This is a genomic window from Flavobacterium sp. M31R6 (genome assembly GCF_013284035.1).
Classification (GTDB): Bacteria; Bacteroidota; Bacteroidia; order Flavobacteriales; family Flavobacteriaceae; genus Flavobacterium.
Genome location: NZ_CP054141.1, coordinates 3,514,823 through 3,530,947 on the forward strand (window position 1 = coordinate 3,514,823; position 16,125 = coordinate 3,530,947).

15 protein-coding genes are annotated in these 16,125 nt (G+C 36.9%); 12 read left to right on the forward strand and 3 right to left on the reverse strand.

Annotated elements, in window-relative coordinates; all coding sequences use genetic code 11:
- The first annotated feature begins 4 nt into the window (after positions 1-4).
- Positions 5-1,090: an efflux RND transporter periplasmic adaptor subunit gene (locus HQN62_RS14450; RefSeq protein WP_173504910.1), complete on the forward strand. Its 1,086-nt coding sequence runs from the start codon at positions 5-7 to the stop codon at positions 1,088-1,090.
- A gap of 519 nt (positions 1,091-1,609) precedes the next feature.
- Complete coding sequence (locus tag HQN62_RS14455; protein ID WP_173504911.1) at positions 1,610-2,509, forward strand: alpha/beta hydrolase family protein; 900 nt, start codon at positions 1,610-1,612, stop codon at positions 2,507-2,509.
- Positions 2,510-2,731: 222 nt separating this feature from the next.
- On the opposite strand, the gene HQN62_RS14460 is transcribed toward HQN62_RS14455, so the two are convergent.
- Positions 2,732-2,989: a hypothetical protein gene (locus HQN62_RS14460; RefSeq protein ID WP_173504912.1), complete on the reverse strand. Its 258-nt coding sequence runs from the start codon at positions 2,987-2,989 to the stop codon at positions 2,732-2,734.
- 405 nt (positions 2,990-3,394) lie between these two features.
- Here HQN62_RS14460 and HQN62_RS14465 point away from each other — a divergent pair, with 405 nt between their 5' ends.
- From HQN62_RS14465 to HQN62_RS14500, 10 genes are all read left to right on the forward strand, one after another.
- Positions 3,395-3,973 carry a TetR/AcrR family transcriptional regulator gene (locus tag HQN62_RS14465; RefSeq protein WP_116797749.1) on the forward strand — a complete coding sequence of 193 codons (579 nt, stop codon included), beginning with the start codon at positions 3,395-3,397 and terminating at the stop codon, positions 3,971-3,973.
- Between the two features lie 219 nt (positions 3,974-4,192).
- On the forward strand, positions 4,193-5,335 hold the full coding sequence (locus HQN62_RS14470; protein WP_173504913.1) for an efflux RND transporter periplasmic adaptor subunit: 1,143 nt from the start codon (positions 4,193-4,195) through the stop codon (positions 5,333-5,335).
- 9 nt (positions 5,336-5,344) lie between these two features.
- Positions 5,345-8,569 (forward strand): efflux RND transporter permease subunit, encoded by a 3,225-nt coding sequence (locus tag HQN62_RS14475; protein ID WP_254454445.1) that lies wholly within the window; start codon positions 5,345-5,347, stop codon positions 8,567-8,569.
- A 65-nt stretch (positions 8,570-8,634) separates the two neighbouring features.
- Complete coding sequence (locus HQN62_RS14480) at positions 8,635-10,053, forward strand: TolC family protein (protein ID WP_173504914.1); 1,419 nt, start codon at positions 8,635-8,637, stop codon at positions 10,051-10,053.
- Positions 10,054-10,106: 53 nt separating this feature from the next.
- On the forward strand, positions 10,107-10,232 hold the full coding sequence (locus HQN62_RS19040; RefSeq protein WP_256412176.1) for a hypothetical protein: 126 nt from the start codon (positions 10,107-10,109) through the stop codon (positions 10,230-10,232).
- A gap of 224 nt (positions 10,233-10,456) precedes the next feature.
- Positions 10,457-11,560 carry an NADH:flavin oxidoreductase gene (locus tag HQN62_RS14485; RefSeq protein ID WP_173504915.1) on the forward strand — a complete coding sequence of 368 codons (1,104 nt, stop codon included), beginning with the start codon at positions 10,457-10,459 and terminating at the stop codon, positions 11,558-11,560.
- A gap of 255 nt (positions 11,561-11,815) precedes the next feature.
- On the forward strand, positions 11,816-12,001 hold the full coding sequence (locus tag HQN62_RS19065; protein WP_116797745.1) for a Thivi_2564 family membrane protein: 186 nt from the start codon (positions 11,816-11,818) through the stop codon (positions 11,999-12,001).
- A 36-nt stretch (positions 12,002-12,037) separates the two neighbouring features.
- Entirely contained in the window at positions 12,038-12,472 is a 435-nt protein-coding gene (locus HQN62_RS14490; protein WP_173504916.1) for a DUF6526 family protein, read from the forward strand.
- Between the two features lie 529 nt (positions 12,473-13,001).
- A complete protein-coding gene (locus HQN62_RS14495; RefSeq protein ID WP_173504917.1) occupies positions 13,002-14,060 on the forward strand; it encodes an NAD(P)-dependent alcohol dehydrogenase in 1,059 nt (352 codons plus the stop codon).
- A gap of 98 nt (positions 14,061-14,158) precedes the next feature.
- The gene (locus HQN62_RS14500; protein ID WP_173504918.1) at positions 14,159-14,575 is read left to right on the forward strand and encodes a (R)-mandelonitrile lyase; all 417 of its coding nucleotides are present in this window, start codon (positions 14,159-14,161) and stop codon (positions 14,573-14,575) included.
- 95 nt (positions 14,576-14,670) lie between these two features.
- Here the strand turns inward: HQN62_RS14500 and HQN62_RS14505 are convergent, their stop codons facing one another.
- Together HQN62_RS14505 and HQN62_RS14510 are read right to left on the reverse strand one after the other, a co-directional pair.
- Positions 14,671-15,714 carry an adenylate/guanylate cyclase domain-containing protein gene (locus HQN62_RS14505; protein ID WP_173504919.1) on the reverse strand — a complete coding sequence of 348 codons (1,044 nt, stop codon included), beginning with the start codon at positions 15,712-15,714 and terminating at the stop codon, positions 14,671-14,673.
- Positions 15,707-16,090 (reverse strand): response regulator, encoded by a 384-nt coding sequence (locus HQN62_RS14510; protein ID WP_173504920.1) that lies wholly within the window; start codon positions 16,088-16,090, stop codon positions 15,707-15,709. The genes HQN62_RS14505 and HQN62_RS14510 overlap by 8 nt, the downstream gene beginning before the upstream one ends.
- Positions 16,091-16,125: the final 35 nt, after the last annotated feature.

Sequence of the window (16,125 nt, forward strand, 5' to 3'; positions counted from 1 at the left end):
TAAAATGAACACTAAAATATTACAACCGACCGCGCTATTTTTTGTAGCACTATTTATTCTAAGCAGTTGCAATTCGAATAAAAAAGAAGAGCCTGTTGCCGAATTGGAACCTAAAATGGAAACCTTCTCTTTGGCAAAATCAAAACTGACCACCGACTTGCGTTTACCGGCCGAGTTATCCGGTTTTAGCCAAGTGGATTTATATGCTAAAGTGAACAGTTATGTAAAAACACTCAAAGTAGATATTGGCTCCGATGTAAAAAAAGGACAATTGCTTATTGAACTGGAAGCACCCGAAATCAGTTCGCAATTATCGGCTTCTGAATCTCGCCTGCATTCGCAAGAAGCAGTCTATACAGCCAGCAACAGCACCTACCAACGATTACTTGAAACAAGCAAGGTCGAAGGAACAATTTCCAAAAATGACTTGGAACTGGCTTTGTCCAAAAAGAATTCAGACTTTGCGCAATTAGCCGCTGCCCGTGCTGGACACAAAGAAATCAAATCGATTCAAGACTATTTACAGATACGAGCTCCTTTTGACGGTAAAGTAACTGCACGAAATGTAAACACTGGCGCGTATGTGGGACAAGGAGCCCAAATTCCGTTGCTGACTGTGCAGGACCAAAAGAAACTTCGTCTATCGTTATCTGTGCCTGAAGCGTACACAGGTTACCTAAAAGTGGGTGATATGATTGGGTTTAATGTAGTGTCTTTACGTGGCGAAACATTCAAAGCTAAAATCAGCAGAATGTCTGGAGCACTGGACCTCAAACTACGCTCGGAACGTGTCGAACTGGATGTAATCAATTCTGATGAAAAATTACTTCCCGGAATGGTTGCCGAAGTGATCCTACCGCTTAACAGCAAAAAAGAAACTTTTGTTGTTCCTAAATCGGCTGTTGTGAATACTGCAGAAGGAATCTTTTTGATAAAAGTAGTCAACAAAAAAGCACAACGCATCAATGTAAGCCTTGGACTTGAAGTTGATGATAAAATTGAAGTTTTCAGTGATTCATTGCAACAAAATGATGTTTTACTCAGTAAAGCAAATGAAGAAATTAAGGATGGCGATGATGTAAAGGAATAAATCTATAATTGTTAATTTGTTTAAAAAGTGCTGTAAGACTTAGGTTTTATGGCACTTTTTTTAGGAGCTTATTCCTGCTATCCGTTTCAATCTTTTGTGCCGAACCCCGGCACAAAAGGATTTACCCTTCTATCAGGGCTAGGGCTTTTGCGATTTAAAAGATGCTTTACTCTATAAAAATCCTTCTGAAAACTTATAAAAGTTTTCTCGCTCTTCGAAGTCTCCCGACTTCGAACTTTTTTCAATGTTCTTGTAAAAGGTAAATCTATTAAAAGCCTCCCGCCTTTTTCCGTAATTGTCTTTAGAATTCAACACATTACAAAATTGAAAAAAAGTAAAACAATCAATACAAATTCAATTTTGCAAAAAAATTTTGGTTTGTTAGTTTATAGTTTTTATCGTACTTTCGATTAGCCGAAAATACTCGTTTTCATAACTTGTAAACCTCTAGAAGTGCGAGAAATTTGGCAGCAACTAACACGCAGAGTCATTCAAAAACAATTTTTATATTAAACTAAAATGAATAGTAACTTTTTCTATAATTTACTTCTATGGTTATCAATTCTAATTTTACCAGATATGGTATTTTCTCAATCAACAGACTTTACCATTCAAGATGTAACGTTTGAAAGTGGTGGCATCACTCTTGCAGGCTCAATTTTAACACCTAAAAAAACAGTTGCAGCAGTTGTAATTGTTCATGGTTCTGACCCTGTAAAAAGAGAAATGGAGTTCGCTAAACGCCTTGCCAAAGAAGGTATTGCTGTACTGACCTATGATAAACGTGGAGTTGGAGAATCTGGTGGTGTATATGTAGGACCTTCTGTTGGCACGAATAATATTGACACTACTAATCTTAATTTATTATCTCAAGATGCAAGTATAGCAGTAAATACATTTCGAACCTATTTGAAAGATAAAAAAATACCTATTGGATTAGTTGGCTTCAGTCAGGCAGGATGGATAATCCCAATTGCTGCAAGCAAAAATCCTAAAATAGAGTTTATGGTTTTATTTAGTTGCCCTACAATTACAACCCTAGAACAACTTCGATTTCAGTTTTACACTAATGGAAACAATAATTTTTGGGAAAACCATACAGAATCAGATGCTCTTGACCATACTAAAAATGACCCAGACAGATATCAATTTACAGCTACTGACCCAAAAATTTCCTTGAATACTCTTTCAATTCCAGGGCTTTGGCTTTTTGGTGAGAAAGACATCCAAATTCCGGTAAAGTTGTGTATAGAACAATTAAATACATTTAAAGTTCAAGGCAAACCTTTCGAATACACCTTGTTTTCAACATTAGGACATAATACTTCTTCTGGCAATATTACAGAACCTTTTGATATTTCAATTCAATGGATAAAACAGAAAGCTTTGAATATTAAGAAGTCTAAAGCATCTAAATAAAACACCCCGCTCCCCGAAGAGTTCTATGAAAACATGTATGCTCGGCAAATGTCTCTGACTTTGTGTTTCTTAAAAAGTTCTTAAAAAATCATAAACGTAATAAAAGTATCCCGACTTTTTCCGTGATTGTCTTTAGAATTCAACACATTACAAAATAAAAAAAAAGCAAAACAATCCATACAAATTCAATTTTGAAAAAAAAATTGGTTTGTTAATTTATAGTTATTTATGACGATTTGAATCGGAAGGATTATCAAGTTCATCATTCACAATTTTCAAATTTCCATCAGCGTCAAACTCGTCATCTTCTAAATCTAAATCTGTGTTTAAATTATCATTTGTTTCATTGGAAGTAGGGTCTTCCAACGGATTTGGGTTGTTTGGGTTGTGACCGTTTCTTACCATAAAACCTTGCTCGGCAATTTCAGCTAAACTTTGATTTTTTTTTCTCTTATCAAGTTGATTGTCTCTCTTTTTCATAATCGTTGTTTTTAAAATAACTATTATAAAATTAATCTAAAACAAAATAATATAGTTTCAACCAAAACTTTTATTGTTGCATAATTATCAGTTTTTTATATTTAAAAATCTCCTTATGAAAAACTAAATTTCTCGTTTAGCCCCGATGGAAGTGAAAATCCTTGTAAGCCGGGGTTCGGCTTACAAGATTGTAGCGGACAGCGGGACTGAATATGTTTATTAAAATAGATTTTCTGCTCCTAAAAATCATAAAAATCTTCCCCAAAATCTACAATAAATGGAATACAAATTTGAATTAAGGCAGATGCAAAAAATGGCTCTTTTGAAAAAAAATTAAAAAAATATTGATTCTGAAACGCTTGTTTCAAAAATAGTTTTACATTTGCAAAATAATAATGAAGTCTTATGGCTCGATGTGTAGAATTTAACGAGGTCGAAAAAATTGAAAAAGCAATGAATGTCTTTTGGGAAAAAGGATATAATGCTACTTCTATGCAGGACTTAGTGGATGCTATGCAGATCAACAGAAGCAGTTTATACAACACCATTGGCGACAAGCATCAATTATTTATGAAATGCATTGGCAATTATTTCGATAATGCTATGCTGGAAATAAAAGAAAAAGTGGCTAAAGAAACATCAGCCAAAGCTGCACTGATTAAAATTATTACTGATAAGGCTGATTGGGTTGTATCCTGCGACAAAGGTTGTCTGGGTATGAAAACGATTTTCGAAATTGCTCCAGATGATTCCACTGTCCGAAACCAGATGAGTAAAAACAATGAAGTTTTCATCGAATTTATGGCAACAATAGTTCAAAAAGCTATGGATGATGGCGAAATGGACGATACAGAAGATGCTTCATTAATGGCTGAGTACATTGCGACTTCTTTTACTGGATGGAAGCAATCGTATATCCTTCATGGAAATCCTATCAAAATCAAAAAAATGTCAGAATTCCTGATTAAAAATATATTTAAATAAGCCCTTTTTTTTATCTACTTTCTGAAACGTTTATTTCAGAAAACAATACACAATGGCGCCTACAAATTTTTAAATTACAGCATTGATTCTGAAACGATTGTTTCAAAATTATGACTACAGCCAATTACTAACCTTTAAATAAAAAACACCATGAATTCTGAAACGTTTATTTCAAAAACAACTACCATATTTAAGACAAATTTAAAACTAACGCTAATCATGAAAAAAATCATCTTTTTAAGTTTAATGGCTGTATTTTTAATCAGCTGTTCTGATAAATCGCAGGCACCTGCCGCTGCGCCCGCTCCCCTCCTGCCCGTTATGGCAGTCACTACCGAAACCACTACCACTGATGCCGAATATCCTGCCGCCATACAAGGAACTGTGGATGTTGAAATTCGTCCTCAGGTAAGCGGTAACTTAGATCGCGTTTTGGTCGATGAAGGTGCTTATGTAACCAAAGGACAGACTCTATTCAAAATAAACGAACGCCCTTACCGCGAGCAATTAAATACTGCTTTGGCCAGTCTTCATGCTGCCGAAGCGTCATATATCAACGCACAACTTGAAGTTGATAAACTAACGCCGTTGGTTCAAAACAAAGTCGTTTCTGATTATCAATTGAAATCGGCTAAAGCTTCCCAAAAAATTGCCGCTGCCAATATCGAACAGGCGAAAGCAATTGCCGCATCAGCAAAAATCAATTTAGGATACACCAATATTACTGCTCCCGTAAATGGCTACATTGGAAGATTGCCAAAAAAACAAGGGAGCTTGGTTGCTGCAACAGATGTTGAGGCATTAACAACTCTTTCGGATGTTCAAGAAGTGTATGCTTATTTTTCGTTGAGTGAAACTGACTTCATCCAATTTAAATCAAAATATGCCGGAAACAGCATTGGTGACAAAATCAAAAATCTTCCTCCAGTAACTTTGATATTAGCTGATAACAGCGATTATCCGCAAACTGGAAAAATCGATATGGTCGATGGACAGTTTGACAAAACAACTGGTGCTATTACCGTTAGAGCAAAATTCTCCAATCCTAACAAAACATTACGTTCTGGAAACACAGGGAAAGTTCGTTTAGGAATGGAGCATGACGATGCGATTTTGGTACCGCAATCGGCTACAATAGAAATGCAGGATAAAGTTTTTGTCTTTACGGTAAGCAAAGAAAACAAGGTTACCAAAATGCCAATTACTGTTATCGGTAAAAGTGGTGCAAACTACCTCATCAAAGACGGTGTAAAAACAGGCGATCAAATTGTATTAAGCGGTATCGACAAACTTCAGGAAGGACAACTAATTCAACCTGAGAAATCAGCAACTAAACTTGCTCAAATCATTAACAAAAAATAATTTTTACAGATGTTCAAAATATTTATACAAAGACCCGTACTGGCAACCGTTATCTCCATTTTACTGGTGATATTAGGAATACTTGGTCTTACGAAATTGCCTTTACAACAGTTTCCTGACATTGCTCCTCCCTCGGTTCTGGTCACGGCGGTTTATCCGGGAGCCAACGCAGAGACGGTGTTGCGATCTGTTGCGCCATCGCTTGAAGAATCCATAAATGGTGTGGAGAATATGACTTATATGAGCTCCACCGCCAGTAATGATGGTACGTTAGCCATTACCGTTTTCTTTAAATTGGGTACCGATGCCGATCAGGCTGCGGTAAACGTTCAGAACCGAGTTGCTCAGGCTACAAGCCAATTGCCTGCAGAAGTGGTTCAGCAGGGAGTTATCACTGCCAAACAGCAAAACAGTTTTATCATGGCGATCGGTATGTTTACCGAAGATGAGTCCAAATACGATCAGACTTTTGTTGCCAATTATGCACAGATTAATATTATCCCTGAAATTAAGCGTATTCCGGGAGTTGGTGCTGCCAGTATTTTTGGAGGTGTAAAAGATTACTCTATGAGAGTTTGGCTGAATCCAACACAAATGTCCACTCATAATGTGACGCCAAATGAAGTTATGGCAGCGATTCAGGACAAAAGTTTGGAAGCTGCTCCGGGTAAATTTGGAGAAAGAAGTACCGAAGTTTTCGAATATGTGATTAAATACAAAGGAAAACTATCCAAACCCGAAGATTATCAAAATATTGCCATACGTTCCAATTCTGATGGTTCCATACTTCGATTAAAAGATGTCGCAAGAGTTGAACTTGGCGCCTACTCCTACAACAGTTTAACACGTTTGAATGGTAAAAAAGGAATCGTTATTGGTGTTATTCAGCTGGCGGGTTCTAATTCGAATGATATTCAGATTGCGATTAACAAATTGATGGTTAAAGCCTCCAAAGATTTTCCTGCCGGAATAAAACACAATATTTTCTACAGCACAAAAGTTTCTCTAGATCAGTCTATTGAGCAGGTGGAGCATACTTTACTTGAAGCTTTTATATTGGTATTTATCGTTGTATTTATCTTCCTTCAGGATTTTAGATCGACTTTAATTCCAGCAATTGCAGTACCTGTGGCTATTTTAGGAACGTTCTTCTTTATGCAGTTATTCGGATTTTCGATCAATCTTTTAACGCTTTTCGCTTTAATCTTGGCCATTGGTATTGTGGTCGATGATGCCATTGTCGTCGTCGAAGCCGTACATGCAAAAATGGAACACAAACATTTGTCTCCAAAAATAGCAACACACGAAGCGATGCACGAAATTACCGGTGCGATTATCTCGATTACGCTGGTAATGGCAGCGGTATTTCTGCCTGTCGGTTTTATGGAAGGTTCAACTGGGGTTTTCTATCGTCAGTTTGCTTTCACTATGGCAATTGCAATTGTAATTTCAGCAGTTAATGCTTTGACATTGAGCCCTGCCCTAGCCGCTTTGTTCTTAAAAGACAATCACGCTAACGGAGATACTCCTTATGAGAAAAAAGGATTTAAAGAGAAATTCTTTACTGGATTCAACAATAGTTTTGATTCATTAACAAATCGTTACGTTGGCGGATTAAAATTCTTAATTCGTAACAAATGGGTTAGTTTAGGCGGATTAGCTCTAATTACAATTGCAACAATTGTAATGGTAAAAACGACTCCTTCAGGATTTATTCCAACAGAAGATCAAGGATTTATTGCCATTGCAGTGAACACTCCTTCGGGAACTTCTTTAGACGGAACTCAAAAAGTAATGACTAAAGCCGAAAATACTTTAAGAGGTTTGGAATCTTCACGATTTGTAACTGCGATTTCAGGTTTCAATTTATTGACAAATTCTACAAGTCCGTCATCGGCAGTTGTTTTTGTATTGCTTAAACCAAATGAAGAACGTGGCAGCATTAAAAATATTGATGAAATAATGAATCAGGTTCGTGGCAAATTAGGCGCGATTTCAGATGGTAGTTTCTTTGTATTCAGTTTCCCAACTGTTCCCGGTTTTAGTAATGTTGAAGCTTTGGATTTAGTATTACAGGACAAAACGGGTGGCAAGCTAGATAAGTTTAGCGGTATTTCTCAAAACTTCATTGGTGAATTAATGAAACGCCCAGAAATTGCTGTTGCTTTTACCAGTTTCAAAGCTGATTATCCTCAATTGCAATTGGACATCAATGACGAGAAAGCCGATCAATTGGGTGTAAAAGTCAAAGATATTCTGCAGACTATGCAGGCGTATTTTGGTAGTGCACAAGCATCCGACTTTAACCGATTTGGGAAATATTACCGAGTGGTTGTCCAAGCAGATATTGCCGACAGAGCAGACCCAACGGCTATCGACCGTGTATTTGTAAAAAACAAAAACGGCGAAATGGTTCCAATAAATACTCTGGTAAAACTAAGCCGTATTTATGGTTCTGAAACAGCTTCGAGATACAATTTGTTTAATTCAATTTCGGTGAATGCGATTCCGAAACCTGGATTTAGTTCTGGAGATGCGATTAAAGCAATCGAGGAAGTTGCAGCGCAGCAATTACCCGCAGGCTACAGTTATGAATTCTCAGGGCAAACCCGCGAAGAGATTTCTTCGGGAGGACAATCAACTACGATTTTTCTATTGTGTCTGATATTTATTTACTTCCTGCTTGCAGCACAGTATGAAAGCTACATTTTGCCTTTGGCAGTAATTTTCTCTATTCCAGCTGGAATCTTTGGAGTATTTGTAGCGATTGGCTTGACCGGAATCGAAAATAACATTTATGTGCAGGTTGCCTTGGTAATGCTTATTGGTCTGCTCGCCAAGAATGCGATTCTGATTGTAGAGTTTGCTGTCCAAAAAAGAAAATCAGGACAGCCATTAGTCAAAGCTTCGATAGATGCAGCCAAACTGCGTTTGCGTCCAATTATCATGACATCGCTGGCTTTCGTTGTTGGATTAATTCCAATGATGTACGCCACAGGTCCATCGGCTCAAGGTAACCACTCCATCAGTATTGGTGCCGCCGGAGGAATGGTTTCGGGAGTAATTCTAGGGTTGTTGATCATCCCTGTTTTATTCATCGTATTCCAATATTTACAAGAAAAAGTTACTGGAAAACCAGTAGCTGTAACTCATAACTACGAAAACAAAAATGGAAAATTACATCACAACAATTCTGGTGACAATCATCATCAGCCTCACGTACATAGCGTATAAAGTGTCAAAAGATCTTGAAACAAAAAAAGATAGCTGTCCAGAAATTTAATTACGAAAAAGTAAAAATGAAAAAGTATATAACCAAAACCGTGATGATCGCCATTTTGATCACCACAATAATATCCTGTACTGTTTCGAAGGATATTGAAACTCCAAAAAATGCATTTCCTGAGAATTTCAGGAATGCATCGGTTTCAAAAGACACCGCAAGCATCGGTGATTTGGAGTGGAAAAATTTCTTCACAGAAAAAGATATTATTCAGCTTATTGACAGTGCCGTGGTCAGAAACAATGATTTGCAGATTGCGACTAAAAACATTGAAATTGCGCAATACAGATTCACGCAATCTAAATGGGGAAATGTACCGCAAGCCAATTTATTTGTGACTGCCAACACCAATAATCCTTCTGATAACAGTTTTACTGGAAGAACTCTGGATCAGGCTTTGGGCGCAAAACATATTGATGATTTCTCGACTGGCGTTTCACTTTCGTGGGAAGCAGATATTTGGGGTAAAATCAAAAACCAGAAGAAAGGAGCTTTTGCCAATTATCTTCAATCGGAAGAAGTAAAAAAAGCACTGCAGACTACTGTTGTGGCCAATGTTTCAAATGGATATTACAATCTTTTGATGCTGGACGCACAATTAGAAATCGCCAAGAAAAACGTGCAGTTAATTGACAGCACCACCACTATAATCAAATTGAAATTTGATGCCGGACAAGTAACTTCATTAGCCATTCAGCAATCGGAAGCGCAGAAATTAAATGCGGCGCAATTAGTTCCTTTATTGGAACAAAACATTGCGATTCAGGAAAATGCTTTGAGTGTTTTGACGGGTTCATTCCCTAATTCGAAAAAAAGAAGCATCGCTCTTAGTGCTGTTGAAGTGAAAAATAATGCTTCAATCGGGATTCCCTCTTCAATAATAAGTCGAAGACCTGATGTAAAAAGCGCTGAATTGGCTCTGAAATCTGCGAATGCAAATGTTGGAATCACAAAAGCCGATTTGTATCCTGTATTAAGAATTACAGCTCAAGGCGGATTAAATTCGTTTGAATCTAGTAACTGGTTCAACATTCCGGCTTCCTTATTTGGAACTGTTGCCGGAGGTCTAACACAGCCATTGCTGAATAATAAAAAACTAAAAACGCAATATAATATCGCTGTAGCCGAAAGAGAAAAAGCAGTTTTAAATTTCAGACAATCGGTTTTAGTAGCGGTTAGTGAAGTATCGGATGCTTTGGTGAAAGTGGAGAAATTGCACCAACAAGAATCGTTTTTGCAAGAGCGTGTGAAGACTTTGCAACTAGCCATTAAAAACGCAAAAATGTTATTCAAAAACGGAATGGCAGAATACCTTGAAGTACTTTCAGCACAGGCAAGTTTATTGCAAAGCGAACTGGAACTCGCCAACATAAAAAGAGAACAATTATCTGCTAATACCGAATTGTATCGTGCATTAGGTGGAGGCTGGAGATAATATTCCTCAATCTCCAACGGTTGAAACCTGCTATGCGTTATAATGGGACACGGATGAAACGGATCGAAAAGATTGACACGGATTCTTTTATGAAGAAAAGAGACCTATTTTATATTTTGCCTTTTGAATTTACCATAGCCAACGGTTTCAACCGTTGGATGCAATCGTTGCATTTTTAAAACGTTTCCCACGGTTGAAACCGCGGGCTATGGTTGAGATTCAGTCTTTTTTGAATGATTATAAAAATACCAAATGTTTTCTTTTAGCCCCGATAGTAGTGGAAATCCTTGTGAGCCGGGGTTCGGCTCACAAGATTGTAACGAATAGCGGGACAACTGTTGATGAAATATCAAATGTTCTGCTCCTAAAAATAAAAATTAATAACACCTAAATTATAAATAATATGAGTACAACTAATTTATTTACGCCTTTCAATCTGAAGACGCTAAATCTTAAAAATAGAATCGTAATGGCGCCAATGACGCGCTCCTTTTCTCCAAACGGAATTCCGACTGATGAAGTTGCTTCCTACTATCAAAAAAGAGCCGAAGGCGAAGTTGGTTTAATTTTGTCCGAAGGAACTGTTATCGACAGACCTTCGTCATCCAATGATGGAAATGTCCCTCACTTTTATGGCGATGAAGCACTAAAAGGATGGAAAAAAGTGATTGATAAAGTGCATACAGCCGGAGGTCAAATGGGGCCGCAGATCTGGCATATGGGAATTATGGACAATCACCATTCGGGCTGGGTTCCGCCGGTGCCTTTTGAAGGTCCGTCTGGATTGAATCGTCCTGATTTCAATAACGGAAATACAATGTCTGAAAAAGATATTGAGGACACCATTATTGCTTTCGGAAAAGCTGCTGCCGATGCCAAAAGATTGGGTTTTGACACTATCGAAATTCACGGTGCGCACGGTTATTTAATTGACCAGTTTTTTAGAGCGGAAACTAATTTACGCACTGATATTTATGGCGGAAAAACATTAAAGGAGCGCAGTCGATTTGCAATTGATGTCGTGAAAGAAATCAGACAACAAGTCGGAAATGATTTTGCGGTTATCATGCGTTTCTCTCAATTCAAACCTTCTGATTACAATTATAAACTGGCGAAAACACCGCAGGAATTAGACGCTTGGCTTACGCCTCTTGTGGATGCGGGAGTTGATATTCTGCATTGTTCACAACGCCGTTTCTGGGAACCCGAATTTGAAAAATCGGATCTGAATTTTGCAGGATGGGCTAAAAAAGTAACCGGAGCTCCAACCATTACTGTTGGTTCTGTTGGACTTTCTGGTGATTTCTTTGGTGCTTTTGCTGGCGAAAGTTCTCAGCCTGCCTCTTTGGATGAACTGACAAGACGTTTCGACAGAGGCGATTTTGATTTGGTTGCCGTTGGAAGGCCTTTACTTTCTGACCCAAATTGGACTGCAAAAATAAAATCTGGAAAAACTAATGAGCTTGTAGGATTCAGTAAAGAAGCGTTAGCCGAATTAATATTGTAATAAATTTGCAGACAAGTAAGCTGTGTCAGCAACTGAACAGCCCAGATAATACCCTTTTTTTATTATTTAATTTGATGAACGCTGTAAGACTTCGGTTTGACAGCGTTTTTTCATTTAATAAGGTTTCCAATTAGTAACAATAGTATAGGACACAATTGTTTAGGAATTGAATTATGCAACATTTAAAAATAATTATATAAAGAGTTTCAGTAAAATGTGAAATACATTTGAGTTTAACTTTAAAACTTCAATGTTATGCCATTAATTACCGTATTGCTCGTATTAATTGTTGTAGGTGTCCTTCTTTGGCTCGTTAACACTTATATCCCGATGGATTCTAAAATCAAAAATATCTTTAACATAGTCGTTGTAATCTTTGTTATTATCTGGCTGCTTAAAGTATTTGGGCTTTTTGATAATATAATGAATATACATGTGTAAAGTATAACTTGAAGCATGATATAAAAAATAAGAGGCATGAAAAAACAATCCTTTAAAAATCACATTCGATATTATACGCCGCATCATTTTATTTATTATCCGGTTGTAATGACATTGTTGGTTTTTAGTGTGTATTTCATTTTTACTTCAGAAGATCAATTGATTTGGACTTTTATCAGTGCTATTCTTATTGTGTTGTTTTTTCTAGCTTTTATGCTGCGTCAACATTATGCACTTACTTTACAAAATAGAATTGTACGCTTGGAACTCCGATATCGATATTTTTCTCTTACCGGAAAAAAAATGGAGAATTTCGAAAAACGATTAAAAGATAATCAGTTATTTGCTTTACGATTTGCTCCGGATGATGAATTTGTAAAACTGGTTGAAAAGACGCTTTATGAAAATCTTTCAGGAACTGAAATTAAAAAAGTAATTAAAAACTGGAAAGGGGATTACAATAGAGTTTAAATGCTAATAACTGCAGACAAACTTGTATAATCTAATTATTCAACTTCCCTAGCCCTTCACCATCATCTGCTTGGCTTACATTCTGAAAAAATGTATGCAGGCCTTTGGAAGACCTTCACTTTCTGATCCAAATTGGCAGTATAAAAAATAACTAATTCTTTTACCACAAATGGTAGTTTTAGGATACTGTTGAGTTAATTGTATGTACGAACGAGAAGCTCTTGCCAGTATGAAGCATAACAATACAATTGGCCAAAATTTTTATGAAAAACTAAATTCCTCGTTTAGCCCCGATGGAAACGGCATCTCCCGATTTAGAAAAACAAGGTTTTTTTGCCGTAGTTTTTTCTTAATCGGGAATATAGTAGACAGCGGGACTGAATATGTTTATGAAAATGGATTTTCTGCTCCTAAAAACCATGAAAAAACTTTTGTTAATTCTCACAATATGAAATAATTAACCAAAAACTCAGTATCTTTATGTGCCTTGAAATAACATATTTAAAAAAATAATTTAAAATCTAATCGAATGGAAACCACAAATGTAAAAGCTTACGGCACTGAGGCATCTGATGCTCCTTTAAAACAAATGGATATCCAACGCAGAAACGCAACTGCGAAAGATATTGAAATCGATATTTTGTATTGTGGCGTTTGCCACTCGGATTTACACACCGCCAGAAATGACTGGGGATTTACGACGTATCCGACTGTTGTTGGCCACGAAATTGTGGGGAAAGTGACTAAAGTAGGAAGCGAAGTCACCAAACTAAAAGTGGGTGATTTTGCCGCTGTCGGCTGTTTGGTCGGTTCTTGCCACACTTGCGATAACTGCAAACACGACTTAGAACAATATTGCTCTAATGGGTGGATTGGTACTTATAACAGTCCGGACAAATATTTGGGAGGTATGACTTATGGAGGCTATTCTGAAAAAATTGTGGTCGAAGAACACTTCGTTCTGAAAGTGCCTGCCAATCTTGACCTTGCCGCCACTGCGCCTTTGTTGTGTGCCGGTATTACGACTTGGTCACCACTTCGTCACTGGAAAGTTGGAAAAGGAAGTAAAGTTGCCGTTGTAGGTTTAGGCGGTTTGGGCCATATGGCCATAAAACTGGCCAAAGGTTTGGGTGCAGAAGTCACTTTATTTTCAAGAAGTCCAGGTAAAGAAAAAGACGCTTTGGACTTGGGTGCCGATGCTGTTATAATTTCAACTGAGGATGATCAAATGAGTGCTGTAGGCGGAAAATTCGATTTGATTATTGATACTGTTCCTTATGTTCACGATGTAAATCCTTATGTGGGGACTTTGAATACCAATGGAACTTTGGTTTTGGTAGGATACTTGGGCGGTCTGGAACCGTTTTTAAATACTGTTCCGATGATAATGGGAAGAAAATCGGTAGCGGGTTCTTTGATTGGCGGAATCGCTGAAACACAGGAAATGCTAGATTTTTGCGGTAAACACAACATTGTATCCGAAATTGAATTAATCAAAATGCAAGACATCAACGAAGCATACGAAAGAATGCTGAAAAGTGATGTACGCTACCGTTTTGTAATTGATATGGCTTCGCTTAAAGGATAATCTAAGATACTAAGTTTCTGAGATTCTAAGTTGCTAAGATTTTTTGACTCTTAGTAACTTAGAATCTTAGTGTCTTAGAAACTATAAAATAAAAAAATATGACCACAACAGATAAAATAGAACAAAACCATCTTTTCCCTCAGGGAGACAAAGCCAATCCTGATTATTTTACGGGAAATGCCTGGGTTAAATTATTGGTGAATGAAAATGAATTCAACAGTGTGATTGGTAACGTAACTTTTGAAGCGGGAGCCCGAAACAATTGGCACACCCATCCGGGAGGTCAAATCCTTATTGTAACTGATGGTATTGGATATTATCAGGAAAAAGGTAAACCGATTCAATTGATTCAGAGAGGCGATGTAATCAAAATACCTGCCGATATTAAACATTGGCATGGTGCTTCACGAGATCATGCACTAACTCATTTAGCCATTACTGCTGTTACTCCAAAAGGAGCTGTTGATTGGCTGGAGAGAGTAACCGATGAGGAATTCAATAGTTACAATCACTAAAAAAGGTAATTAATTCAAAATTCACACCTTCAAAAAACGGTATTACTCAAGACTTAAGTAATACCGTTTTTTTTGTATTTAAAGAACTAAAAAACTCATTCAATTACTTCATAGGTGTTTACGGATACCGATTTGTTTTTTAGAACATATTCACCATTTAGTTCACACTTAAAAGATTCTTTTACAGTATTAAAAACTGCTTCTGAAATAAGGATTTGACCTGGTTTGGCAACACTTTGCAACCTTTGTGCCGTATTTACTGCATCGCCGATAACGGTATAATCAAATCGCTTTAAAGATGCCGAACCAATATTTCCGGAAACCATTTCCCCAGAGTTGATACCAATTGAAATTTCCGGTTTGTATTTTTTATCTCCAACTGTTATTTCTTCTATGTTTTTGATTTGATTTTTTAAAGCAAGTCCTGCATCAATAGCCCTGTCCAGATGATATTTTCCTCTAAAAACAGCCATAACCGCATCGCCCATAAATTTATCTACATGGCCTTCCTGGGCAATAATTTCTTTTACGATTGTATCAAATAATCCGTTAAGTAAATTCACGATTGTATTTGCCGGGAATTGCTCTGTAATTGAAGTAAAACCACAGACATCTACAAAAAGTACCGTGGCTTCCAGCATTTCATTTTTAAGAAGACTGGTTTCAAACTCCTTATTGGTCATAAAATTTATTACATTTTCATCTACGTACATCTTAAGAATATTATTCTCCTTGATTGCTTTTATAGTTTCCTGCAATTGTTTGACATGCAATATGGTTTTCTCCATAGTTAAATCCAAGTCATCAAAATCAACGGGTTTACAGACAAAATCAAAAGCACCTCTATTCATTGCTGTCCTTATATTTTGCATATCGCCATAAGCAGACACCATAACCGCTTTCAGCATAGGATTGGCCTCGGGCAACCTGCTCAACAAAGTTAGTCCATCCATTATTGGCATATTAATATCACTCAATATGATATCCAAGTCTGGATGTTCCGAAACTTTCTGCAAAGCCTCTTCCCCATTCTGGGCAAAAATAAATTCGTAAACATTCTCCCGAATCTTTTTTCTAAACTTTTGCTTTACCAGAATCTCTAAATCTGCTTCGTCATCAACTACAAGTATCTTAGCCATTGTCCATGATTTTTTTTAGTTTCTCTTTTAATAGATTAAAATCCAGCGGTTTTGTCAAAAAATCATCCGCACCTTTTTCCATTGCCTGTTTGTAATTTTCTTCATCCCCATAAGCGGTAATCATCATCACAACCGGTGAGAAGTCTTTATAATCATGTCGGATTTTGCATAATAAATCAATACCGCTCATTCCTGGCATATTAATATCAGATAGAATTAGCACCACTTCCAAGCTATTACCATTAAGATATTCCACCGCTTCTTCACCCGAAAGAGCAAAGTCGAATTCGAAATCATGATGACGTAATTCTTTGCGAAAATGCTGCAAAAAAAGCGGCTGTATATCGGCTTCATCGTCTACTACTAATATCTTCATTTAAACTTATTTAAAATTATTATTATTTAAACAGC

Coding starts and splice junctions, on each gene's coding strand:
- HQN62_RS14455 (WP_173504911.1), top strand. CDS start 1,610: ATGAATAGTAACTTTTTCTATAATTTACTTCTATGGTTATCAATTCTA.
- HQN62_RS19065 (WP_116797745.1), top strand. CDS start 11,816: ATGCCATTAATTACCGTATTGCTCGTATTAATTGTTGTAGGTGTCCTT.
- HQN62_RS14510 (WP_173504920.1), bottom strand. CDS start 16,090: ATGAAGATATTAGTAGTAGACGATGAAGCCGATATACAGCCGCTTTTT.
- HQN62_RS14505 (WP_173504919.1), bottom strand. CDS start 15,714: ATGGCTAAGATACTTGTAGTTGATGACGAAGCAGATTTAGAGATTCTG.
- HQN62_RS14450 (WP_173504910.1), top strand. CDS start 5: ATGAACACTAAAATATTACAACCGACCGCGCTATTTTTTGTAGCACTA.
- HQN62_RS14490 (WP_173504916.1), top strand. CDS start 12,038: ATGAAAAAACAATCCTTTAAAAATCACATTCGATATTATACGCCGCAT.
- HQN62_RS14470 (WP_173504913.1), top strand. CDS start 4,193: ATGAAAAAAATCATCTTTTTAAGTTTAATGGCTGTATTTTTAATCAGC.
- HQN62_RS14495 (WP_173504917.1), top strand. CDS start 13,002: ATGGAAACCACAAATGTAAAAGCTTACGGCACTGAGGCATCTGATGCT.
- HQN62_RS14475 (WP_254454445.1), top strand. CDS start 5,345: ATGTTCAAAATATTTATACAAAGACCCGTACTGGCAACCGTTATCTCC.
- HQN62_RS14500 (WP_173504918.1), top strand. CDS start 14,159: ATGACCACAACAGATAAAATAGAACAAAACCATCTTTTCCCTCAGGGA.
- HQN62_RS14460 (WP_173504912.1), bottom strand. CDS start 2,989: ATGAAAAAGAGAGACAATCAACTTGATAAGAGAAAAAAAAATCAAAGT.
- HQN62_RS14485 (WP_173504915.1), top strand. CDS start 10,457: ATGAGTACAACTAATTTATTTACGCCTTTCAATCTGAAGACGCTAAAT.
- HQN62_RS14480 (WP_173504914.1), top strand. CDS start 8,635: ATGAAAAAGTATATAACCAAAACCGTGATGATCGCCATTTTGATCACC.
- HQN62_RS14465 (WP_116797749.1), top strand. CDS start 3,395: ATGGCTCGATGTGTAGAATTTAACGAGGTCGAAAAAATTGAAAAAGCA.
- HQN62_RS19040 (WP_256412176.1), top strand. CDS start 10,107: ATGAAACGGATCGAAAAGATTGACACGGATTCTTTTATGAAGAAAAGA.